The following is a 19,329-nucleotide window of genomic DNA, read 5'->3' as shown; positions in this document are numbered from 1 at the left end:
GGCACTGTCGATCACATGGCTGCTCCGCCGTCGTGAAGGTACAGCGGTCGTCCTGTCTCCAGTGCCTTCAGGGCGTGCTCGAACCGGTGTCGGATACGGTCCCGGAGGCGACCGGCGGCTTCGGCGGCCGGGACGAAGGCGGCTTCGGACAACTCGCCGTCTCGTGGCCGTAGCCGGTCGACCTGGTCTGCTTGCAGAACACCGCCGTCGAAAATGAACGCGAGCTGGTCGTCCCAAGGGCCGTGCGGGGCCACCCAGTCCACGATTAGCAGCCCGAGCAGCGTGATGCGCAGGCCGAGTTCCTCCATCAACTCGCGGCGCACCGTGTCCTCCGGCGGCTCGTTGGCCTCCGCCATCCCACCGGGCAGGTCCCATCCCGGTTTGTAGGTGGGGTTCACCAGGAGCACACGGCCGGACGGGTCCCGCAGCAGTACGTCGGCCGCCACGCGTTTGCGGGCTTGCTTGGCGTTGCCCTCCGCGAGGTACGCGTTCCACGCGGCGGCGTCGGAGGGATCAGGTGCTGTGGGCCTCATGCGGTGGTGCCTCCCGGGGACGGCGGGATCAGATCAGCCAGCAGGAGCATTCTGGCGCGGCGTGCGTCATCGAACCGCACCAGGTACTCCCGGACCGGCGGGTACCCCCGGTGCGGTTCCAGCAGCCGGCGCATGCCGTCGAGCTGCCGCACCACCCGGACCGAACCGAGAGTAGGGTTTGTACAGAGAAGGTCGTGGGCCACGCTCACTGCGGCATCCAGGTCACTCCGGCGCACGTGGATCTCCACCAGGCTGATCCGGCTGAGGGCCAGGGACCGTGCCCGTCCCGACTCGCGCAGCGCAACAGCTTGTTCGGCGTGCCGCAGCGCTTCGTCGTACTGCTCCAGGTCACGCAGGATCAGGGCTGACTCGCCGGCCAGCGCCGCTCGGTCGAACGGGCTCAGCCACGGGTGCGCGGTAGCGGGCGGCGCTTCCAGGTGACGGTGCGCGGCCTCCAGCGCTTGGGTGGCCGGAGTGCGCTGAGACGCGACCGCCAACGCGCGCGCCCGCATGGTGTGCAGCCGCGCCGTCAGCGCGGGAATACGAGGTGCTCGCGCGGCCAGGTCGAGTCCGGTGCGTGCCCAGCCGACAGCCGCGGTCGCATCCCCGGTCGCAAGGGCGAGGTGACTGGTGCTCGCGGCGACGTGCGCGGCCAACGGGAGGTCACCAGAAGCGCGGGCGAGGGGCAGAGCACGGGCGAAGTGCTTCGCCGCGCGGTCGTCATGACCGGAGTCGTGCGCCATCCAGCCCGCCATCTCGGTCAGTGCGGACGCGGCGGCGAACACCTGTGGACCGCTGCCGATGTCGACCAGTCTGGGCGCCACTCGGTCCGCCAGGTGTCGGACGACCGCCCCGTACAGCCGGCCGCCGCCCGTCTGCCGGTCCGCGCTGCGGAAGTGATCCATCGCCACCAGGTCGTCACCGTCGGGCGGTGGCCGGTCCGCCCGCTCGTGCCCGACGGTCGCGGGTACGGGCTCCCACGAGCGTCGAGCCAGCCCCAGCAGACGGCCGGGGATGTGAAAGGCGTCGGCGATCTGCTCGAACAGGGTCAGCTTCTCCACCCGGCTCTTACCGTTCATGTAGTCGTACAGCCGCCCCTGCGTGATGTCGACGGCGGCGGCGATGCGCCGTGTACTGACACCACGTGCGTTGACCATCCGGAACACAGCGCCCATGTCCCGTGCGGTGCATGCGGCGATGAGGCGTTCATCTCCGAGCAGCCCGGCGATGACCTCACGCGGCTCCGGTGACCGAAGGCTCATGTGCAACTCCCCCGAGTAGCGAAGGAACCGATGGTAGGCCGACATCGCCGGCTGACTCCGTGCCGGAGTCACCTTCTGGAGTCTCCTCGTCCCCGTCTTCACGCGTTGACTGGCTGACAGTCGCCGGGAAGCGCATCCGCTTGCGCACCTCGGCGGCACCTCACCCGCAGGCCGTTTCCTGACGCCCGCGGGCGGGGTTTCTCCCCAGCCGCCCAGACCAAGGCGTGACGACGACCATGACCAACGAGCGAGTGAGACACGGGCAATACCCGCGACAGAGCGTCACCGTCGCGAGCGAGGCCGCCACCGTCGCGGTGGCGCGTCAGATAGTCCGGGATGCGTGCGCGGAGTGGGGCATGGACCAGGACGCCACAGAGACCGGCATACTGCTCGTCTCCGAAATCGCCACCAACGCAGTCCGCCACGGTCGTTCTCACAGCGTTCGAGTGATCGTCGAGCAGCCGCGCCCTGATCGGCTCCGCATCGCGGTGGTCGACAAGTCCCGCCGGATGCCCGAATTGCACATCGCTGGACCGGACTCCGTCGGCGGCCGTGGCCTCTTCCTGGTCGACGCCCTCTCCGACCGCTGGGGAACCGACCTCCTTCCGTGGGGCAAGCGGGTGTGGGCTGAGATCCCGACCAAGGCCGGTGATCAATGACCGTCCGCCACCGCGTGCTGGAAGCCGATGGGGTAACCGCAGGCACCGGACTTCTGGGCGTCATCGCCGTCGGGCTCGGCCTGGTGGGGGCCATCGTCTCCGACGCATGCCGTGCGGAGCCCGCCTCGACCGCGTACTCCATTACCGACACGGAACCGCACGCGGCGACTCTCGGCGCAGCGGACCGCTCCCCGAACCGCCCTTACCGGTGTGCGCAGCCCCGCGACCCTTTGGATCACTGAGAGAAGAGAGACTCATGCAACAGCCTTCGACGTCACTGAAGCAGGTCGAGCCCTGGGGGATCGGACGCATGCGGCCCTACCCGGATGCGGTCGTTCTTCCCGCTGCCCGCCCCATCCTCGACCCCCACACGCAAGCTCCCGTGTGGGTCGGTCCCGACGGTGCTCCGCTGGAGGTGGAGGCCAAGCACAAGCGCTCGGAGACATCGCAGGAGACGAGCACGAAGACCAGCCTGGACGGAACGCCGGACCAGGGAAGCGATCAGAACGGGGACAGTGACTGATGGCCGCAGGCGGGCCGCCTGTCCTGGTCGTCACGCGGCTGGACGACGCGACCGCGGATCAAGTGATCACTGAACTGAACCGGCGTCGCGTGCCGGTCGTCCGCCTGGACCCAGGCGACTTCCCTCGCGAGGTGGTCCTGTCCGGCACTTTCGACAGCACCGGGACCAGCGGCACTCTCGCCACTGCGTCCCGGAGGGTCGACCTGGGGAATGTCCGCTCGGTGTACTGGCGGCGGCCCACCCCTCACACCGCTGACCTGGCCATGGACGAGCAGACTGGCCGATGGGCCGTCGAAGAGGCCCGCTACGGGTTCGGCGGCATCCTCGCCGCTCTTCCCGGCGCGTACTACCTGAACCACCCCTGGCACAACCGGGACGCCGAGTACAAGCCGGCGCAATTGGCCACTGCTGCTGCCTGCGGCTTCACCGTGCCTCCTACGCTCATCACCAACGACCCCGACCGCGCCCGCGCCTTCGCCGCCGAACATGGGCCGGTCCTCTACAAGCCGCTCAGGGAAACCGAGTACACCGACGGTACCGGCCGCGCGCTGACGGTGTGGATCGAAGACGTCACCCCGGACCAGATCGACAGCCACGTAAGACACACCGCACACCGGGGTGCGCGCCTACCTCGACGCTTTCCGACTCACTTTCGGTGCCTTCGACTTCGGTCTGGACCGCGATGGCGTCTGGCACTGGTACGAGTGCAACCCGAACGGTCAATGGGCTTGGTTCCCCGACCGCATCACCACCCTCCTCACGCACGCCATCACCGACCGCCTACAGCACGGAGCCCCCGCATGACCGACTCCGCAGATCTGCGCCGCCGACTCGCCGCCGCCGTCCCCGTGGACGACCCGGCATGGCGCACTGCCCTCGAAACGGTGCCTCGCGAACTCTTCGTCGACAAGGGCCTGTGCCAGTTCGACGGCCACCGGTGGACACCCGTGCACCAGGACGTGACCGATCCCGGAACGTGGCTGGAGCTCGTCCACCAGGACACCACTTGGGTCACCCAGGTCGGCGGCACCGGTGCCGCCGACGCCACCGGGCCCGTCACGGGCCCCCACCTCGTCCAGCACGCTGCCTTCCCTGATCGTGCGCATGTTCGATGTCGCAGGGATTGAGGAGGGGCACAGAGTGCTGGAGATCGGCACCGGCACCGGCTACTCCACCGCCATCCTGTGCAGCCGCCTCGGCGACGAGAACGTGTATTCCATCGAGTACGACCCGGGCTTGGCCGCGACGGCGGCCGATCACATCCACGCCGCCGGGTATCACCCGGTTCTGATCACCGGCGACGGCTTGGCCGGACACAAGGACGACGCCGAATACGACCACATCGTGGCCACCTGCGCCGTCCGTCACATCCCCCTGGCCTGGCTCCAGCAAGTACGCGTCGGGGGAAGCATCACCGCCACCATCAGCGGATGGATGCTCGCCTCGGGACTCGTCCGTCTCCACGTCCGCGACGACGGCACGGCCACAGGCCGCTTTCACCCCGACCAGATCGGCTATATGCTCGCCCGCCCCCACGAACGCCCGCACCGACCCACTTTCCACCAGCGTCCCGGCCACACCCGCGCCACCCGCGTCGACCCCGCACTCCTGGCGGACTGGACCGGGCAGTTCCTGGCCCAGCTCGCCGCACCGTCCGCCGAACTCATGACCACCAGCACGGGTGTGATCCTGGTGGACGTCGCCACCGGATCACAGGCGTGGACCGAACCGGCCGAAGGCGGCTGGACTGTCCACCAGCACGGGCCTCTTCGCCTCTGGGATCAGGTCGAAGACGCCCTCACTGTCTGGCAGGGCGCGGGCTCACCCCCGCACTCCGCTCTTGGTCTCACCGTGCATCCGGACGGTACTCAACACGTGTGGCTCGGAACACCTGACGGCCCCGCGTGGAACCTGCCGGTCTGACCTACCGATCACCGCAGAGCCCGTCCCCTGGCTGGGGCGGGCTCTGTTCAGAGCGAGGGGGCCATGGCGCTCCGGACACGTACAGGCGTACCGCGTCGTGCAGGCGGTAGTGGAGGTCGCCGTGCGGGGCTGTCGTGTCGGTGTGCAGGAGTTGGCGGTGCACCAGTTCCTCCAGCAGGTCTGCGGGTGGGGTGCCCAGGGGGCCGGCCGGTGTTCGGGATGGGGTGAAGTCGGCTGGAGCGGCGGCCAGTTGGCGCAGTGCGGTGCGTAGGGGTGGGGGCAGGGGGCGGTAGTAGGCGCTCACGCTGGCGCGCAGGGACAGGTCGCCGATCCGCAGCGCGGACAGCCGTTCCCGCTCGTCGGCCAGCCGGTCCGCCAGGTCGCGCAGGGGGCGGTGCGGGCGGGCCGTGAGCCACAGGCCGGCGATGTGCACCGCCAGCGGCAGTCCCGCGCAGGACCGTACGACGCTCAGCGCCGCCGGCCGTTCGGCGCGGACCCGTTCGGCGCCCACCAGGTCCGCCAGCGCCCGGTACGCCTCGGGTTCCTCCAGCGCGCCGATCCGGCGGCCGAACCGGCCGGGCAGGGCGGACAGTTCACGGCGCGCTGCCACCAGCACCGCGCTGCGTCCGCCGTCCACCAGCAGTGGCCTGACCTGCGCCTCGCTGTCGACGTTGTCGAGGACCACGAGGACCCGCCGGCTGCTGAGCGCGTGGCGCAGCCGGGCACGGGACTCCTCCGGGTGTGGGTGCGGGTGCGGGTGCTCGGCGGCCGGGGCGCCGCCGAGGGAGCGCAGGACGCGGCGTACCAGCGCGTCGGGGGTGACGGGGAGCGAGCCGGGGGAGTGCAGGTCGACGAAGACCTGTCCGTCCGGGAACCGTTCGCGCACGCCGTGGGCCGCCCGCAGGATCAGTGCCGTCTTGCCCGCGCCGGGCGGTCCGACGACGACCGCGGCGGGCCTGCCGGGGCCGGGTGCGCACTGGGCGAGGTGTTCCGTCAGCTCCTCGACGAGCGCTTCCCGGCCCACCAGCCGGTGCCGGGGCGCCGCGGGCAACTCCGCGGGCGCGCACGCCCCCGGCGGTGCGGCCGCTCCCGGCGGTGCGGCCACTCCCAGTGGTACGGCCGCTCCCGGCGGTGCGGCCGTCCCCGGAGGGACAGCCACACCGGGTGGCACGGCCACACCGGGCGGCGCCGACGCTTCCGACGGCCCGCACGCTCCCGGCGCCACGGACGTCCCCGACGGCCCCCACACTCCCGGCATCACAGACGTACCCGATGCCCCCCACGCTCCCGGCCCCACAGGCGCATCCGATGGTCCGACCGCTCCCGGTGGCGCCGATGCCCCCGGCGTAGCCGATCGGGGGCCGGTGCGGGGCAGTCGCAGCAGCCGTCCCACCTCGCCGGACGGCAGTCCGAGCGCCTCGGCCAGCAGGAGCAGCGACTGCTTGCGGGGGCGGGCGGTCCGGCCGGTCTCCAGATCGCGGATGGCCCGTACGCTCAGCCCGGACCGCTCCGCCAGCTCCCCCTGAGTGAGGCAGGCCATCTCCCGGGCCCGTACGAGCACAGCCGCCAGCCCTCCGGCCCCACCGGCCGCACCGGCCGCACCGGCCGCACCGGCCGCACCGGCCGCACCGGCCGCTCCGACCGCCACAGCCGCCCCGTCTAAACCGACCCCGACCCCGACCCCTACCCCTACTTCAACCCCGACCCCCACCCCGCCGCTCACCCGTCCTCGCCGGTCGGGCGGACCGCTGTCGTCACGTCGGGGCGGAAGGACGGGGGGCCGGGGCGGTGCAGGGCGGCCACGAACTTGTAGCGGGAGCCGCGGTACACCGAGCGCACCCACTCCACCGGCCGTCCCTCGGCGTCGCGGGAGTGCCGGGACAGCAGGAGCATCGGCAGGCCCACGTCGGTGGCCAGGAGCTGGGCCTCGCGCGGGGTGGACAGCGAGGTCTCGATGGTCTCGTCGGCCTCGGCGAGGTGGACGCCGTAGACCTGGGCGAGCGCCGTGTAGAGGGAGGGGTGCGTCGCCAGGGAGCGGCGGAGTCCGGGGAAGCGCCGGGCGGACAGGTGGGTCGTCTCGATCGCCATCGGGTCGCCGCTGGCCAGCCGGAGCCGCTCGATGCGCAGCACCCGCTCCCCGACAGCGATGTCAAGCAGCGCCGCGAGCTTCTCCGGCGCCGGGATCTCACCGATGTCCAGCACCTGCGAGGCCGGCCGCAGGCCCTGCGCGCGCATGTCCTCGGTGTGGGAGGTCAGCCGCAGCGAGCGGTACAGCTTGGGCTGGGCGACGAAGGTGCCCTTGCCCTGGATGCGGTCGAGCCGCCCCTCTCCGACCAGTTCCTGGAGGGCCTGGCGGATCGTGGTGCGCGAGGCTCCTAACCGGACGGCCAGCAGCCGTTCGGCCGGCATGGCCGAGCCGGGCTCCAGCGCCTGCGTCATCTCCAGCACCTGCTGTTTGATCCGGTAGTACTTCGGCACGCGTGCGGTGCGGCCGGGCGCTCCCCCGTGGTGCTGGGCGCTGCTGACGTCGGTGGCCATGCCTGCCTTCCCGGCTGTGTGGGTGGGCTCCCGTTATAGCGACCAACTTCCCTATGGTCTAGTCCAACTGGGGAAGCCGCGCCTCCGGTTGTCCGGGGCCGCAAACGAGCTCGGGTACGCTCCGGTGTCTTTCTCATAACGCCCGGGATCAGGCTCCCGAACCACCCTTGACACCTCAAAAGGTCTAGGCCAAGCTCCACCGTACTGGTCTACACCATTAGTGACCAGGTCCCGAGCCCTACGTGAAACAGCGTCGTGCGTGAATCACCGCCGGGGGCGTGGGGGGTTGGCAGCATCCCTGAGGAGGGTGGCGTGAAGCGCAAGCTTGCGGCCGCGATCGTGATCGCGGGCATGATGGTCTCCGTCTCGGCGTGTGGTGGGGGCGACGACGACAAGAGCAAGGACGCGGGGCCGGACAGCTGGAAGGGCCAGACCCTGACCGTCTGGACCATGGACGGCTCCGTGCCGCCGCAGTGGACCAAGGACGTGCAGGCCGCCTTCGAGAAGAAGACCGGCGCCAAGGTCAAGTTCGAGATCCAGAAATGGGACGGCATCCAGCAGAAGGTCACCACCGCCCTCTCCGAGTCCAACCCGCCGGACGTCCTGGAGGTCGGCAACACCCAGACCCCGGCGTACGCGGCCACCGGCGGCCTCGCCGAGCTGGGTGACCTGAAGAAGGAGATCGGCTCCGACTGGACCGCCTCGGTCTCCGCCTCCTCCCTCTACGACGGCAAGCAGTACGCCGCCCCGTGGTACTTCGCCAACCGCGTCGTCGTCTACAACAAGGCGATCTGGGCGAAGGCCGGCATCAAGAGCACCCCGAAGACCCGCGACGAGTTCTTCAAGGACCTGGAGCTCATCGGCAAGAAGACGGACGCCGAGCCGATCTACCTGCCCGGCCAGAACTGGTACTTCTTCGACGGCCTGATCATCGGCCAGGGCGCCGACCTGGTGAAGAAGGACGGCGACAAGTACGTCTCCAACCTGGCCGACCCGAAGGTCGCCGCGGCCATGGAGATCTACAAGAAGTACGCCTCCTACTCCAAGGCCCCCAAGGACAAGGACGAGGCCACCCCGCAGCAGGCCACGATCTTCGCCAAGGGCAAGACCGGCGCCTTCATCGGCATGGGCTGGGAGGCGGCCACCGCCGTCCAGACCAACAAGGCCATCGAGAAGGACCTCGGCTACTTCACCATCCCCGGCGCCACCGCCGACAAGCCCGAGGGCGTCTTCCTGGGCGGCTCCAACCTCGCCGTCGCCCAGAACAGCAAGAAGCAGTCGCTGGCCAAGGAGTTCCTGAAGATCGCCCTGTCCGACCAGTACGAGGGCGAGCTGTCCAAGCTCAACGGCGTCATCCCGAACAAGGAGTCGCTGGAGAGCAACCTGAAGGGCAACGGGGCCGCCGAGGCCGCCGCGCCCGGCGCCTCCGCCGGTGGCACCACCCCGCTGATCCCCGAGTGGGCCGCGGTGGAGAACACCCCGAACCCGATCAAGGCGTACATGACCTCCGTGCTCAACGGCAAGGCCCCGGCCGACGCCGCCAAGGCGGTCGAGTCCGACATCAACAAGCGCCTGGCCCAGCAGAACTGATGACCGTGCCGGGGGCGCCCTCAGCGGCGCCCCCGGTTCCATGTGTCGTCCGTACGGCCTCGGAGTTCGCACACGGAGTTCGTACGGCCACGGAAGAGATGGCAACTCATGTCAGTGCAGACCGAGGGCACGGACACGGCCGGGGAGCCCGCTGTCCGCAAGGCCGGGCCGCCGGCGCCCCCGCGGGGTGAGACCCGCGCCGCGAAGTCCCCGGCGGGCCGCCGCGCCGCCGCCCCCTACCTCCTCCTGCTGCCCGCGCTGCTGGCCACCGTGGTCCTGCTGGGCTGGCCGCTGGTCAAGAACGGCATCCTGTCGTTCCAGAACCTCAACCCGCGGCAGCTCATCCAGCACCTCACCGAGTGGAACGGCGTCGACAACTACAAGGAAATCCTCAGCGGTTCGGATTTCTGGCACGTCGTCGCCCGCTCGGTGGTCTTCACCGCCGCCAACGTCGTCCTGATCATGCTGGGCGGCACCCTGATCGGACTGCTGCTCGCCCGCCTCGGCAAGAAGATGCGGCTGCTGCTCCTGGTGGGCATCGTGCTGGCCTGGGCCATGCCCGTCATCGCGGCCACCACCGTCTACCAGTGGCTGTTCGCCCAGCGCTTCGGCGTCGTCAACTGGGTCCTGGACAAGGCCGGCTGGCACTCCATGGCGGACTACAACTGGTTCGGCAGCCAGTTCTCCACCTTCTTCGTGGTCATCGTGCTGATCGTCTGGCAGTCGATCCCGTTCGTGGCGATCAACCTGTACGCCGCCACCACCACGATCCCCAGGGAACTCTACGAGGCCGCGTCGCTGGACGGCGCCGGCGCCTGGAAGAGCTTCACCTCCGTGACCCTGCCCTTCCTGCGGCCGTTCCTGTATGCCACGACCTTCCTCGAGGTCATCTGGGTGTTCAAGTCGTTCGCGCAGATCTTCGCGCTCAACGAGGGCGGCCCCGACCACCTCACCGAGACCCTGCCGATCTACGCCTACGTCGAGGGCGTCGGCAACCAGCACTTCGGCATGGGCGCGGCGATCTCCTTCCTGACCATCCTGGTGCTGCTCGCCATCACCTCGTACTACCTGCGCATGGTGCTCAAGCAAGAGGAGGACGAGCTGTGAAGCGCTCCGCCTTCGGCCGTATCTGGCCCAACGCCACCGCCGTCGTCCTCTTCGTCGGCTTCGTATTCCCCGTCTACTGGATGTTCGCCACGGCCTTCAAGCCGACCGGCGACATCATCACCGAGGACCCGGTGTGGTTCCCGTACCACGCCACTCTCGATCACTTCAAGAAGGCGGTCCACGCAGACCACTTCTGGACCCTGGTCGCCAACTCGGTGATCGTGACCGTCAGTTCGGTCCTGCTCTCGCTCGTCATCGCCCTGTTCGCGGCCTTCGCCCTGGCCCGGATGCGGTTCAAGGGCCGGCGCGGACTCATCGTGACCTTCATGCTGGCGCAGATGGCCCCCTGGGAGGTCATGATCATCGCCATCTACATGCTGGTCCGCGACAACGACATGCTCGACAGCCTCGTCCCGCTGACCGTCTTCTACGCGATGATGGTGCTCCCGCTGACCATCCTGACGCTGCGCGGCTACGTCGCCGCCGTGCCCAAGGAGCTGGAGGAGTCGGCCATGGTCGACGGCTGCACCCGCTTCCAGGCCTTCGTCAAGGTGATCTTCCCGCTGCTCGCGCCCGGTCTGATGGCCACCTCGCTGTTCGGCTTCATCACCGCCTGGAACGAGTTCCCGCTCGTCCTGATCCTCAACAAGGACATCGAGAAGCAGACGCTGCCGCTGTGGCTGTCGCAGTTCCAGACCGCCTTCGGCGACGACTGGGGCGCCACCATGGCCGCCTCGTCCCTGTTCGCGCTGCCCATCCTGATCCTCTTCATCTTCCTGCAACGCAAGGCTGTCAGCGGTCTGACCGACGGCGCCGTGAAGGGATGACACCGCCGATGACCACACTCGCCACTGGCCCGGACACCCTCACCCGGGACGCGCTCGCGGTGCTCCAGCCGGGCTTCGACGGCACCACCGCCCCGGACTGGGTGCGCCGCCGCCTGGGCGAGGGACTCGCCTCCGTGGCCCTGTTCGGCCGCAACGTCGTCACCGAGGAGCAGGTCACCGCCCTCACCGGGCAGCTGCGCGCCGAACGGGACGACCTGCTGGTCGCCATCGACGAGGAGAGCGGCGACGTCACCCGCCTCGACGTGCGCACCGGCTCCTCCTTCCCCGGCAACCACGCCCTCGGCGCCGTCGACGACCCGCACCTGACCCGGGGCGTGGCCCGCGAGCTGGGCCGGCGCCTGGCCGCCTGCGGCGTCAACTTCGACTGGGCGCCGTCCGCCGACGTCAACGCCAACCCGGACAACCCCGTCATCGGCGTGCGCTCCTTCGGCAACGCCACCGACCTGGTCGCCCGGCACACCGCCGCCTGGGTCGAGGGCCTCCAGTCCACCGGCGTCGCCGCCTGCACCAAGCACTTCCCCGGCCACGGCGACACCAACGTCGACTCCCACCACGCCGTCCCGCGCATCGACGTGGACGCCGACACCCTCTACGAGCGCGAGCTGCCCCCCTTCCGGGCCGCCATCGCCGCCGGCACCCGGGCCGTGATGAGCGCGCACATCCTCGTGCCCGCCCTCGACGCCGAGCGCCCCGGCACCCTCTCCCGCCGCATCCTCACCGGACTGCTGCGCGAGGAGCTGGGCTACCAGGGCCTGATCGTCACCGACGGCATGGAGATGCGCGCCATCTCCGGCACCTACGGCCTGGAGCACGGCGTCGTCCTGGCCATCGCGGCCGGCGCGGACGCGATCTGCGTGGGCGGCGGCCTGTGCGACGAGGCCACCGTGCTCGGCCTGCGCGACGCGCTGGTGGCCGCCGTGCGCTCCGGCGAACTGCCCGAGGAGCGGCTGAGCGACGCGGCCGCCCGGGTGCGCGAGCTGGCCCGCTGGACCGCCCGGGCCCGCGGCGACGCGGGCGAGATCGCGGCCGAACCGGAGATCGGCCTGGTCGCGGCCCGCCGCGCCCTCAGGGTGACCCGCGCCGGCGCCGCCGCTCCGGTCACCGAGCCGGTCTTCGTGGCCCAGTTCAACCCCGAGGCCAACATCGCCGTCGGCGACGAGACCCCGTGGGGCGTCGCCGCCGAGCTGCGCCGGCTGCTGCCCGGCAGCGCCGCGGGCTCCTTCACGGGCGCCGACGCGGGGACCGCCGCCCTGGCCGCGGCCGAGGGCCGCCGGATCGTCGCGGTGGTCCGCGACGAGCACCGGCACGCCTGGATGGGCGCGGCGCTGGACGCGCTGCTCGCCGCCCGCCCGGACACCGTGGTGATCGAGATGGGCGTACCGCAGGCCGCGCCGCGCGGCGGCCTGCACATCGCCACGCACGGCGCCGCCCGGGTGTGCGGCGTGGCGGCCGCCGAGGCCGTCGTCGCCGGCTGAACCGCGCGACCGACGCGGCCGGGCCGGGACGCCCGGCCGCGAACCGGCCGGCGTGGAGTCTTCCACAGGCCCCGCGCCGGCCTTCTTCATGCCCGGGAGGCGGCAGTAAACCGGCAGTTGGGCGGCGCTTGGGCCGGTACCGGCCGGTAGCCGTTGACTTCCGAAATTGGTCTAGTCCAGCTTGGGGGTGCACCTCGGTTCGATCACCACGGAGTGATTGCATGCACCAGCCCACCCCCACCCCCTACCTCCACCGCGCGGCCTCCGAGCGCCCCTACTTCAGCGCCGACGGCGAGACCTACCTCGCCCCCATCCCGCTGCGCGACCTGGAGAAGACCCGCCCGCTGCGGGTGCTGTCCGAAGCGGACTTCGCCTTCTGGCAGACCTACGGCTACGTCGTCGTCCGCGAGGCCATCACCCCCGGCGAGGCCAAGGAACTCCTCGACTTCACCTGGGACTTCCAGGGCCTGGACCCCGACCGCCCCGACACCTGGTACGCCGAGCCCGAGTTCCGCTCCGAACTCGACCAGCACCTGTTCATCTACGGCTTCGTCGAGGCGTACCACCACCAACTCCTGTGGAACAGCCGCCAGTCGGAGCGCGTCCACGGCGCCTTCGCCGACGTGTGGGACTGCGAGGAGCTGTGGGTCACCCTCGACCGGCTCAACCTCAACCCGCCCAACCGGCACACCCGTTCGCGCTCCCTGATCGACCCCACCGACGAGGGCTTCGACATCGAGCTGCACTGGGACGTCGACAGCACCCTCACCGTGCCCCCGCAGCGCGTCCAGGGCATCCTCGCCCTCAACGACACCCAGCCCGAACTCGGCGGCTTCCAGTGCGACCCGGAGCTGTTCCGGCGCTTCGACCAGTGGCGCACCGCCCAGCCGGCCGGCCGCGACCCGATCCGCCCCGCCGTCGACCGCGCCGAGTTCCCCGTGGTGCGGCCCGACCTCCAGGCCGGCGACCTGCTCATCTTCAACGGACTGCTGGCGCACGGCGTGGCGCCCAACGTCTCCGACAGCGGCGTCCGCGCCGTCCAGTACCTGTCGATGATGCCCGCGCTGGAGGAGCACACCGCGCTGCGCACCTCCCGCGTGGAGTCCTGGCGCACCCTGTCCACCCCCGACTGGAACGGCACCCTGCTCGGCGACGCCCGCCGCCCCGAGGCCCTGCGCTACGGCCCCGCCGAACTCACCGGCCTCGGACGCAGACTGCTCGGCCTGGACTCCTGGACGACCGGGGAGACCGAGGGGGCCGAGGGGAACGACAAGGCCCGGGAGACCGGGGGAGGGGCGCGGTGAACCGGATCTGCCTGAGCCTGCCCACCAACCGGGCCTGCCCGGCCACCCTCACCGCGATGCACGGGGAGGCCGCCCACGCCGCCGAGCGCTTCGGTGTCGCCGTCGACCTGCTGGTCCTCGACTCCTGCGACGAGGCCACCCGCGCCGAGCACGCCCGCGTCCTGGCCGCCCTGCCGCCCGCGCCGGGGGTGAGCGTGCACCACCTCGGCGAGGAACCGCAGCGCGCCTTCCTGCGCCGGGTGATCGAGCACTCCGGCGCGCCCGAACCGGAGCGCCTGCTCGACCTGATGCTCCCGGCCGGCGTCTCCTACGGCGCCTGCACCAACCGCGCCTTCCTGCTGGCCGCCGCCCTCGGCTGCCGCTCGGTGCACCGCCGGGACTCCGACAGCGCCTACCAGCTCCACGACGGCGAACCGGTCTTCCCCGTCCACCACGAACTGCCCTGGCTGGGCCGCCCCGCCGCCGAGGCCGCGCCCGCCGTCACCCGCACCGACCTCGACCCGGCCCTCGCCGGCCGCCCGGTGTCCCTGGCCGGCGCCTCCTTCATCGGCGAACTCTCCGTCGACATAGCGGAGATACGCCACCTGCACGAGACCGTCTACGAGGACGTCGTCGGCCTGTGGGCGCCCGGCCACTGGAGCGAGGAGCAGCGCCGGGACCTGGTCGCGGAGTCCTTCACCGGAGCGGGCACCGCCCCCTTCACCGGCGACGACTCCACCCTCGCCCTGGTCGACCCGATGCGGGTGGACATGTGCAACGTCGCCTTCGACCGCGACGTCTACGAACGCTTCCCGCTCTCGCCGGCCACCGACACCATCGGCAGCGACTACTTCCTGCTCCACCTCGTGCACGACGCCACCCTGCCCGGCATCCTGCACAACCGGCACATCGAGAACTTCCACACCCCCGAGCGCCGTACCGACACCGGCTTCCAGGCGTACCAGCTGCGGTTCGTGAAGTTCCTGCTGTCGATGCTCCACCTGCACCACGTCTACGACCGCCTCGCCGCCGAAGGCCCCGCGCTCCTGGACGACCGGCAGCGCGTCCGCACCGGACGGGTCGCCGAGTTCCTGCGCGAGAGCGCCCGCCTGGACCGCGCCGACAACCACTGGCGCCTGGACCGCTGCGACACCGCCTACCGCAAACTCGGCGGCCGCTACGCGGAGTTCGCCGAGCGCCTCGCCCCCGCGCGCGAGCGCCTGCTGGCCGAGGCCGAACGCGACATCGAGGACTACGCCCGCCTCGCCGACGCCTGGCCGGCCCTCGTCGACGCGGCCCGGCACACCGCGCCCGGACAGGGGAGCGGATGACCGTGCAGACCAGCCCCCGCCTGACCGCCGCGCTCACCGCCGTCCCCGCCGACCGGCTCGTCTACGACCTCGCCGGCATCGAGGCCCAGTACGACCGCCTGATCGCCGAACTGCCCGGCGTACGCGTCCGCTTCGCCCTCAAAGCCTGCCCCGTGGACGAGGTGCTGCACCGCCTCGCCGCCCGGGGCGCCGGCTTCGACGCGGCCGGCCCCGCCGAGATCGCCCAAGCGCTGGCCACCGGGGCGGGCCCCGACCGCGTCCACTACGGCAACACCGTCAAGTCCGACGCCGACATCGCCGAGGCCCACCGGCTCGGCATCCGCACCTTCGCCACCGACAGCCTCCAGGACGTGGCGGCCATCGCCGAACACGCCCCCGGCGCCCGGGTGTTCTGCCGCCTGGCCACCAGCGGCGAGGGCGCCCTGTGGGGCCTGAACCGCAAGTTCGGCTGCTCGGCCGACGACGCCGTACGCGTCCTGACCGCCGCCCGCGCCGCCGGACTGACCCCGGCCGGCCTGTCCGTGCACGTCGGCTCCCAGCAGATGACCGGCGAGGGCTGGCAGCAGGCCGTCGACCTGATCGCCGGCGTACTGGTACGGCTCGACGGGCTCGGCATCGCGCTCGACCACGTCAACCTCGGCGGCGGCCTGCCCGCGCTCGGCTACCTCGACCGGCACGGCGAGCCCCTCGACCCGCCCCTGGACAAGATCCTCACCATCGTCCGCGAGGGCGTGGAGCACCTGCGCACCCTCACCGCGCACCCGCTCGACCTCGTCATGGAACCCGGCCGCCACCTGGTCGCCGACCACGGCGCCGTACGCGCCCACGTCTACCGGCTGACCCGGCGCCGGCAGCCCGACGGCGCGGACGCCCACTGGCTCTACCTGAGCTGCGGCAAGTTCAACGGCCTCTACGAGATGGACCAGGTCATCCACCGCCTGGTCTTCCCCACCCACCCCGCGCCGCACGGCCCCGACGACCCGGCGTATCTGCCCGCCGTCGTCGCCGGACCCACCTGCGACAGCGACGACGCCTACGGCGGCGGCACCCACCCGGTGCGCGTCCCGCGCGACCTGGCCTCCGGCGACCCGGTCTGGATCCTGTCCGCCGGCGCCTACGCCGCCAGCTACACCACCCAGGGCTTCAACGGCATCCGCCCCCTGCCGCACCTGTGCGTCCCCGGCCCCGCCCCCGCCCCCGCCCCCGGCTCCGACGAACGGCACTGACATGGCAGAACACACCCGCGTCCGGGGCATCGGCGAGGCCGACTGGCCGGCGGTCGCCGCCCTGGAGGCCGAGGCGTACGCCGACCTGGGCCTCGCCGAGGGCGAGCGACTGCTGCGCACCCGCGCCGCCGCCGGCACCTGCTTCGTCCTCGACCTCGACGGCCGGACCGCCGGCTACGTCCTCGCCCTGCCCTACCCCGCCTTCCGCTGCCCCGACCTCACCCGCCCCGAACACGTCGTGCACCACGCGACCAACCTCCACCTGCACGACCTCGTCATCGCCAGGCCGCTGCGCCGCAGGGGCCTGGGCGGCCTGCTGGCCGGACACCTGGCCGACACCGCCCGGCGGCGCGGCTTCACGACCGTCTCGCTCGTCGCGGTCGGCGACAAGGAGCCCTTCTGGCGCGCCCTCGGCTACCGCGCCCACCACGGAACCCCGCTGCCCGCCGGCTACGGCGCCGACGCGGTCTACATGACGGCCGAGGCGGCCGCCCACCCCTCCCAGACAAGGCGCCCGGCATGCTGACCGACACCCCAGACACCCCAGACACCCCAGACACCTCAGCCCCGCTCGACCCCGCCGGGTTCCGCCGCGCCAAGTGGGCGATCGCGGCCCTGTTCTGCTTCCTCGGCTTCCAGTACGCCACCTGGATCGCCCGGCTGCCCGCGCTCAAGACGCGGCTGGACCTCGGCACCGGCGAGGTGGGCCTGCTGCTGATGGCGTGCGGCGCGGGCGCGGCCGCGTCCTTCCCGCTCGTCGCCGTCCTGATGCGCCGGCTGGGCGCCCGGCGCCTGGCCCTGCTGTCCGCCCTGTGCCTGGTGGCGGTGCTCGCGGCGCTGTCGGCGGTGCCGAACTATCCGCTCGCGCTGCTCGCCGTCTGCTGCGACGGCGTCGCCGTCGGCTGTCTGAACGTCGCCATGAACGCGCAGGGCGCCGCCCTGGAGACGGCGTACGGGCGCACCGCCATGTCCCAGCTGCACGCCACCTTCAGCGCCGGGCTGCTCGGCGCCGCGCTGCTGGCCTCCGGCAGCACCGCCCTCACCCCGTCCGTGCCGGCCCACTTCGCCGTGGCCGCCGTCCTGCTGCTCCTGCTGCTCGGCTACGCGCGCCCCGGCCTGCTCACGCACCAGGACCCCGCTCCCGCCGCCGAGGCGGACACGCCGAAGCGGCGCAAGCGGCCGGTGCTGCCGTCCGCCGCCACCCTGCTCATGGGGTGCGCGATGGCGTTCGGCACCATCACCGAGGGCGCCATGAACGACTGGTCCACCCTCTACATGAAGGACGTCGTCAAGACCTCCGCGACCGTCGCCCCGCTGGGCATCGCGGTCGTCTCCGTGATGATGCTGCTGGCCCGGCTGCGGGCGGACCGCTGGCGCGACCGGTGGGGCGACGGACGGGTGGTGCGGGTCGGCAGCGCCGTGGCCGGCGTCGGCCTGGCGCTGGCCCTGGCGGCGGGCCACCTCGTGCCCACCCTGCTCGGCTTCGCCTGCGTCGGGCTGGGCGCGGCCGCAGTGACGCCGTGCGTGTACGTCGCCGCCGCCGAGCACGGCCCGAACGCGCTGGCGCTGGTCGCCGCGATGGGCACGACGGGGCTGCTCGGCGGCCCCGCCCTGATCGGCTTCGTCGCGGGCGCGGGCAGCCTCACCCTCGGCATGGCCACGGTCGCCGCGTCCGCGCTGATCGTCACCCTCACCGCCCTCTGGATCCCCTGGCCCGCACGGGGAACGGCCGCTCCCGCCGCCCAGGACACGGCCGGGGCGGGGGAGGCGGTGGTGGAGGGCGCCCACTGAGCCCGCTGACTCCCTTGAGCCCTTGTGCTGAAGGCGGCTACTCCTCGAACAAGGGTTCCTGGAGCCCTTCCTTCTGCCGGCGCAGGTGCCGAACGCGGGCGCCGAGCACGGCCGCCGTGGCCGCCGCCGTCGTCGCGAACGCCGCCGGGACCATCCAGCCCCGGTCGACCGCGTGCCCGAGGGCGTGGTCCAGGGAGAGCCGGCCGGGTCCGGCCACCGAGAGCCCGGCGGCGGTCAGGCCCAGGGAGGCGGCGTACTCGTAGCCGCCTTCCTGGGCGAAGAAGCCGTTCGGGGCGTGCAGCGCGGCGGCGCCCGCCATCGCGCCGGCCGCCGCCGCGCCCGCCGCCGGGGTCGCCAGGCCGAGCGCCAGCAGCAGACCGCCGCCCGCCTCCGCCAGGCCCGCCGCCATCGCGCTCGCCCGGCCCGGCCGGTAGCCGACGGACTCCATGAACCGGCCGGTCCCCTCCAGACCGGCCCCGCCGAACCAGCCCAGCAGTTTCTGCGCGCCGTGTGCGGCCAGCACCCCGCCGGTGCCCAGCCGGAGCAGCAGCAGGCCCAGATCGCGTCGGTCGTAACAGGTCACGGTGACTCCCAGCACCTCGGAACGTCCCACCCCAGGACACCTCTCGCCGTTCCACCGTCGCACCGTCCGCACCCGCCCGGCCCGTCCGGAGCGCCGTTCGGGTGGTGGGCGGGTGGCGGGGCGCCGGGGCGGGTGTGACGCTGCGGACATGACGATTCAGACCGCCAGACTCAGCGACCCGGCCGTCCGCGCCTTCGTCACCGCCGTCAACGCCCACGACCGCGAGGGCTTCATGCGGCTCCTCGCGCCCGGCGCGACCATGGCGGACGACGGCGCCGACCGCGACCCGGCCGAGTGGATCGAGGCGGAGATCTTCGCCACCCACGGCCGTCTGGAGGTCGACAACGAGTCCCGGGGCGGCCGGGTCCTCGTCGCCCGCCACCGCAACGACACCTGGGGCGAGATGCGCACCCGCCGGCTGTTCACCGTCACCCAGGACGGCCGGATCAGCCGCTTCGAGACCGGGCAGGCGTAGGGCCGGACGCGCCGGACGCGCCGGACGCGCCGGACGCGCCGGACCGCGGCCCGGGAAGCCCGCGAACGCACGCCGTACAGGGGCCCGTTCCCTCCTTTTGATGATCTTTTGATCGGGCTTTGGAGACCCGTCGTGCATCGACGGGGGATCGCTCTGTACGGTCCCGGAGTGCGCGATTCCAC

The 19,329-nt window shown here is 71.9% G+C and carries 18 protein-coding genes and 2 pseudogenes; 14 read left to right on the top strand and 6 right to left on the bottom strand.

The features are described 5' to 3' along the window. Positions 1–11: 11 nt before the first annotated feature. Positions 12–533 (bottom strand): NUDIX hydrolase, encoded by a 522-nt coding sequence (locus ABEB07_RS04905; RefSeq protein ID WP_345667177.1) that lies wholly within the window; start codon positions 531–533, stop codon positions 12–14. Then, positions 530–1,840, bottom strand: a complete 1,311-nt coding sequence (locus ABEB07_RS04900; protein WP_345667176.1) for an XRE family transcriptional regulator — start codon at positions 1,838–1,840, stop codon at positions 530–532. Before ABEB07_RS04900 ends, ABEB07_RS04905 begins: the two co-directional genes overlap by 4 nt. A 191-nt stretch (positions 1,841–2,031) precedes the next feature. Between ABEB07_RS04900 and ABEB07_RS04895 the strand changes: the two genes are divergently transcribed. The 4 genes from ABEB07_RS04895 to ABEB07_RS04880 all read left to right on the top strand — a co-directional run bounded on the left by ABEB07_RS04895 (position 2,032) and on the right by ABEB07_RS04880 (position 4,900). Then, positions 2,032–2,454: an ATP-binding protein gene (locus ABEB07_RS04895; protein WP_345667175.1), complete on the top strand. Its 423-nt coding sequence runs from the start codon at positions 2,032–2,034 to the stop codon at positions 2,452–2,454. Between the two features lie 256 nt (positions 2,455–2,710). Next, positions 2,711–2,977 (top strand): putative ATP-grasp-modified RiPP, encoded by a 267-nt coding sequence (tgmA, locus tag ABEB07_RS04890; RefSeq protein WP_345667174.1) that lies wholly within the window; start codon positions 2,711–2,713, stop codon positions 2,975–2,977. Next, complete coding sequence (locus ABEB07_RS04885) at positions 2,977–4,104, top strand: MvdC/MvdD family ATP grasp protein (RefSeq protein WP_345667173.1); 1,128 nt, start codon at positions 2,977–2,979, stop codon at positions 4,102–4,104. Before tgmA ends, ABEB07_RS04885 begins: the two co-directional genes overlap by 1 nt. Continuing rightward, positions 4,082–4,900 carry a methyltransferase domain-containing protein gene (locus tag ABEB07_RS04880; RefSeq protein WP_345667172.1) on the top strand — a complete coding sequence of 273 codons (819 nt, stop codon included), beginning with the start codon at positions 4,082–4,084 and terminating at the stop codon, positions 4,898–4,900. Before ABEB07_RS04885 ends, ABEB07_RS04880 begins: the two co-directional genes overlap by 23 nt. Before the next feature lies 1 nt (position 4,901). Here the strand turns inward: ABEB07_RS04880 and ABEB07_RS04875 are convergent, their stop codons facing one another. The 3 genes and pseudogenes from ABEB07_RS04875 to ABEB07_RS04865 all read right to left on the bottom strand — a co-directional run bounded on the left by ABEB07_RS04875 (position 4,902) and on the right by ABEB07_RS04865 (position 7,438). Further along, the gene (locus ABEB07_RS04875; RefSeq protein WP_345667199.1) at positions 4,902–5,951 is read right to left on the bottom strand and encodes an NB-ARC domain-containing protein; all 1,050 of its coding nucleotides are present in this window, start codon (positions 5,949–5,951) and stop codon (positions 4,902–4,904) included. 351 nt (positions 5,952–6,302) lie between these two features. Further along, a pseudogene (locus tag ABEB07_RS04870) lies at positions 6,303–6,461 on the bottom strand (helix-turn-helix domain-containing protein); the annotation flags it as partial. 158 nt (positions 6,462–6,619) lie between these two features. Then, the gene (locus ABEB07_RS04865; RefSeq protein WP_345667171.1) at positions 6,620–7,438 is read right to left on the bottom strand and encodes a GntR family transcriptional regulator; all 819 of its coding nucleotides are present in this window, start codon (positions 7,436–7,438) and stop codon (positions 6,620–6,622) included. A 312-nt stretch (positions 7,439–7,750) separates the two neighbouring features. Here ABEB07_RS04865 and ABEB07_RS04860 point away from each other — a divergent pair, with 312 nt between their 5' ends. The 9 genes and pseudogenes from ABEB07_RS04860 (at position 7,751) to ABEB07_RS04820 (ending at position 18,089) form a co-directional block, all read left to right on the top strand. Beyond that, positions 7,751–9,028 (top strand): extracellular solute-binding protein, encoded by a 1,278-nt coding sequence (locus ABEB07_RS04860; RefSeq protein WP_164589272.1) that lies wholly within the window; start codon positions 7,751–7,753, stop codon positions 9,026–9,028. 108 nt (positions 9,029–9,136) lie between these two features. Beyond that, positions 9,137–10,135 carry a carbohydrate ABC transporter permease gene (locus tag ABEB07_RS04855; RefSeq protein WP_176148746.1) on the top strand — a complete coding sequence of 333 codons (999 nt, stop codon included), beginning with the start codon at positions 9,137–9,139 and terminating at the stop codon, positions 10,133–10,135. Further along, the gene (locus tag ABEB07_RS04850; protein WP_164589271.1) at positions 10,132–10,962 is read left to right on the top strand and encodes a carbohydrate ABC transporter permease; all 831 of its coding nucleotides are present in this window, start codon (positions 10,132–10,134) and stop codon (positions 10,960–10,962) included. The genes ABEB07_RS04855 and ABEB07_RS04850 overlap by 4 nt, the downstream gene beginning before the upstream one ends. 8 nt (positions 10,963–10,970) lie before the next feature. Continuing rightward, positions 10,971–12,458, top strand: a complete 1,488-nt coding sequence (locus ABEB07_RS04845; RefSeq protein WP_345667170.1) for a glycoside hydrolase family 3 protein — start codon at positions 10,971–10,973, stop codon at positions 12,456–12,458. Between the two features lie 221 nt (positions 12,459–12,679). Continuing rightward, on the top strand, positions 12,680–13,762 hold the full coding sequence (locus ABEB07_RS04840) for a phytanoyl-CoA dioxygenase family protein (RefSeq protein ID WP_345667169.1): 1,083 nt from the start codon (positions 12,680–12,682) through the stop codon (positions 13,760–13,762). Continuing rightward, entirely contained in the window at positions 13,759–15,072 is a 1,314-nt protein-coding gene (locus ABEB07_RS04835; RefSeq protein ID WP_345667168.1) for a DUF6271 family protein, read from the top strand. The genes ABEB07_RS04840 and ABEB07_RS04835 overlap by 4 nt, the downstream gene beginning before the upstream one ends. Continuing rightward, positions 15,069–16,298 (top strand): type III PLP-dependent enzyme, encoded by a 1,230-nt coding sequence (locus ABEB07_RS04830; RefSeq protein WP_345667167.1) that lies wholly within the window; start codon positions 15,069–15,071, stop codon positions 16,296–16,298. The genes ABEB07_RS04835 and ABEB07_RS04830 overlap by 4 nt, the downstream gene beginning before the upstream one ends. Before the next feature lies 1 nt (position 16,299). Beyond that, positions 16,300–16,620 (top strand): annotated as a pseudogene (locus ABEB07_RS04825) (GNAT family N-acetyltransferase); the annotation flags it as partial. Then, positions 16,506–18,089, top strand: a complete 1,584-nt coding sequence (locus ABEB07_RS04820) for an MFS transporter (protein WP_425588951.1) — start codon at positions 16,506–16,508, stop codon at positions 18,087–18,089. The pseudogene ABEB07_RS04825 and the gene ABEB07_RS04820, both read left to right, overlap by 115 nt. Positions 18,090–18,126: 37 nt before the next feature. Here ABEB07_RS04820 and ABEB07_RS04815 read toward each other — a convergent pair whose 3' ends face one another. Beyond that, complete coding sequence (locus tag ABEB07_RS04815) at positions 18,127–18,672, bottom strand: DoxX family protein (RefSeq protein ID WP_345667197.1); 546 nt, start codon at positions 18,670–18,672, stop codon at positions 18,127–18,129. A gap of 148 nt (positions 18,673–18,820) precedes the next feature. Between ABEB07_RS04815 and ABEB07_RS04810 the strand changes: the two genes are divergently transcribed. Further along, positions 18,821–19,147, top strand: coding sequence for a nuclear transport factor 2 family protein (locus ABEB07_RS04810; protein WP_345667166.1), 327 nt, complete (start codon positions 18,821–18,823; stop codon positions 19,145–19,147). The last annotated feature ends 182 nt before the right edge of the window (positions 19,148–19,329 follow it).

It is taken from the genome of Streptomyces similanensis (genome assembly GCF_039543625.1).
GTDB classification, from domain to species: Bacteria; Actinomycetota; Actinomycetes; order Streptomycetales; family Streptomycetaceae; genus Streptomyces; species Streptomyces similanensis.
This window is presented reverse-complemented; position numbering and strand designations above follow the sequence as displayed.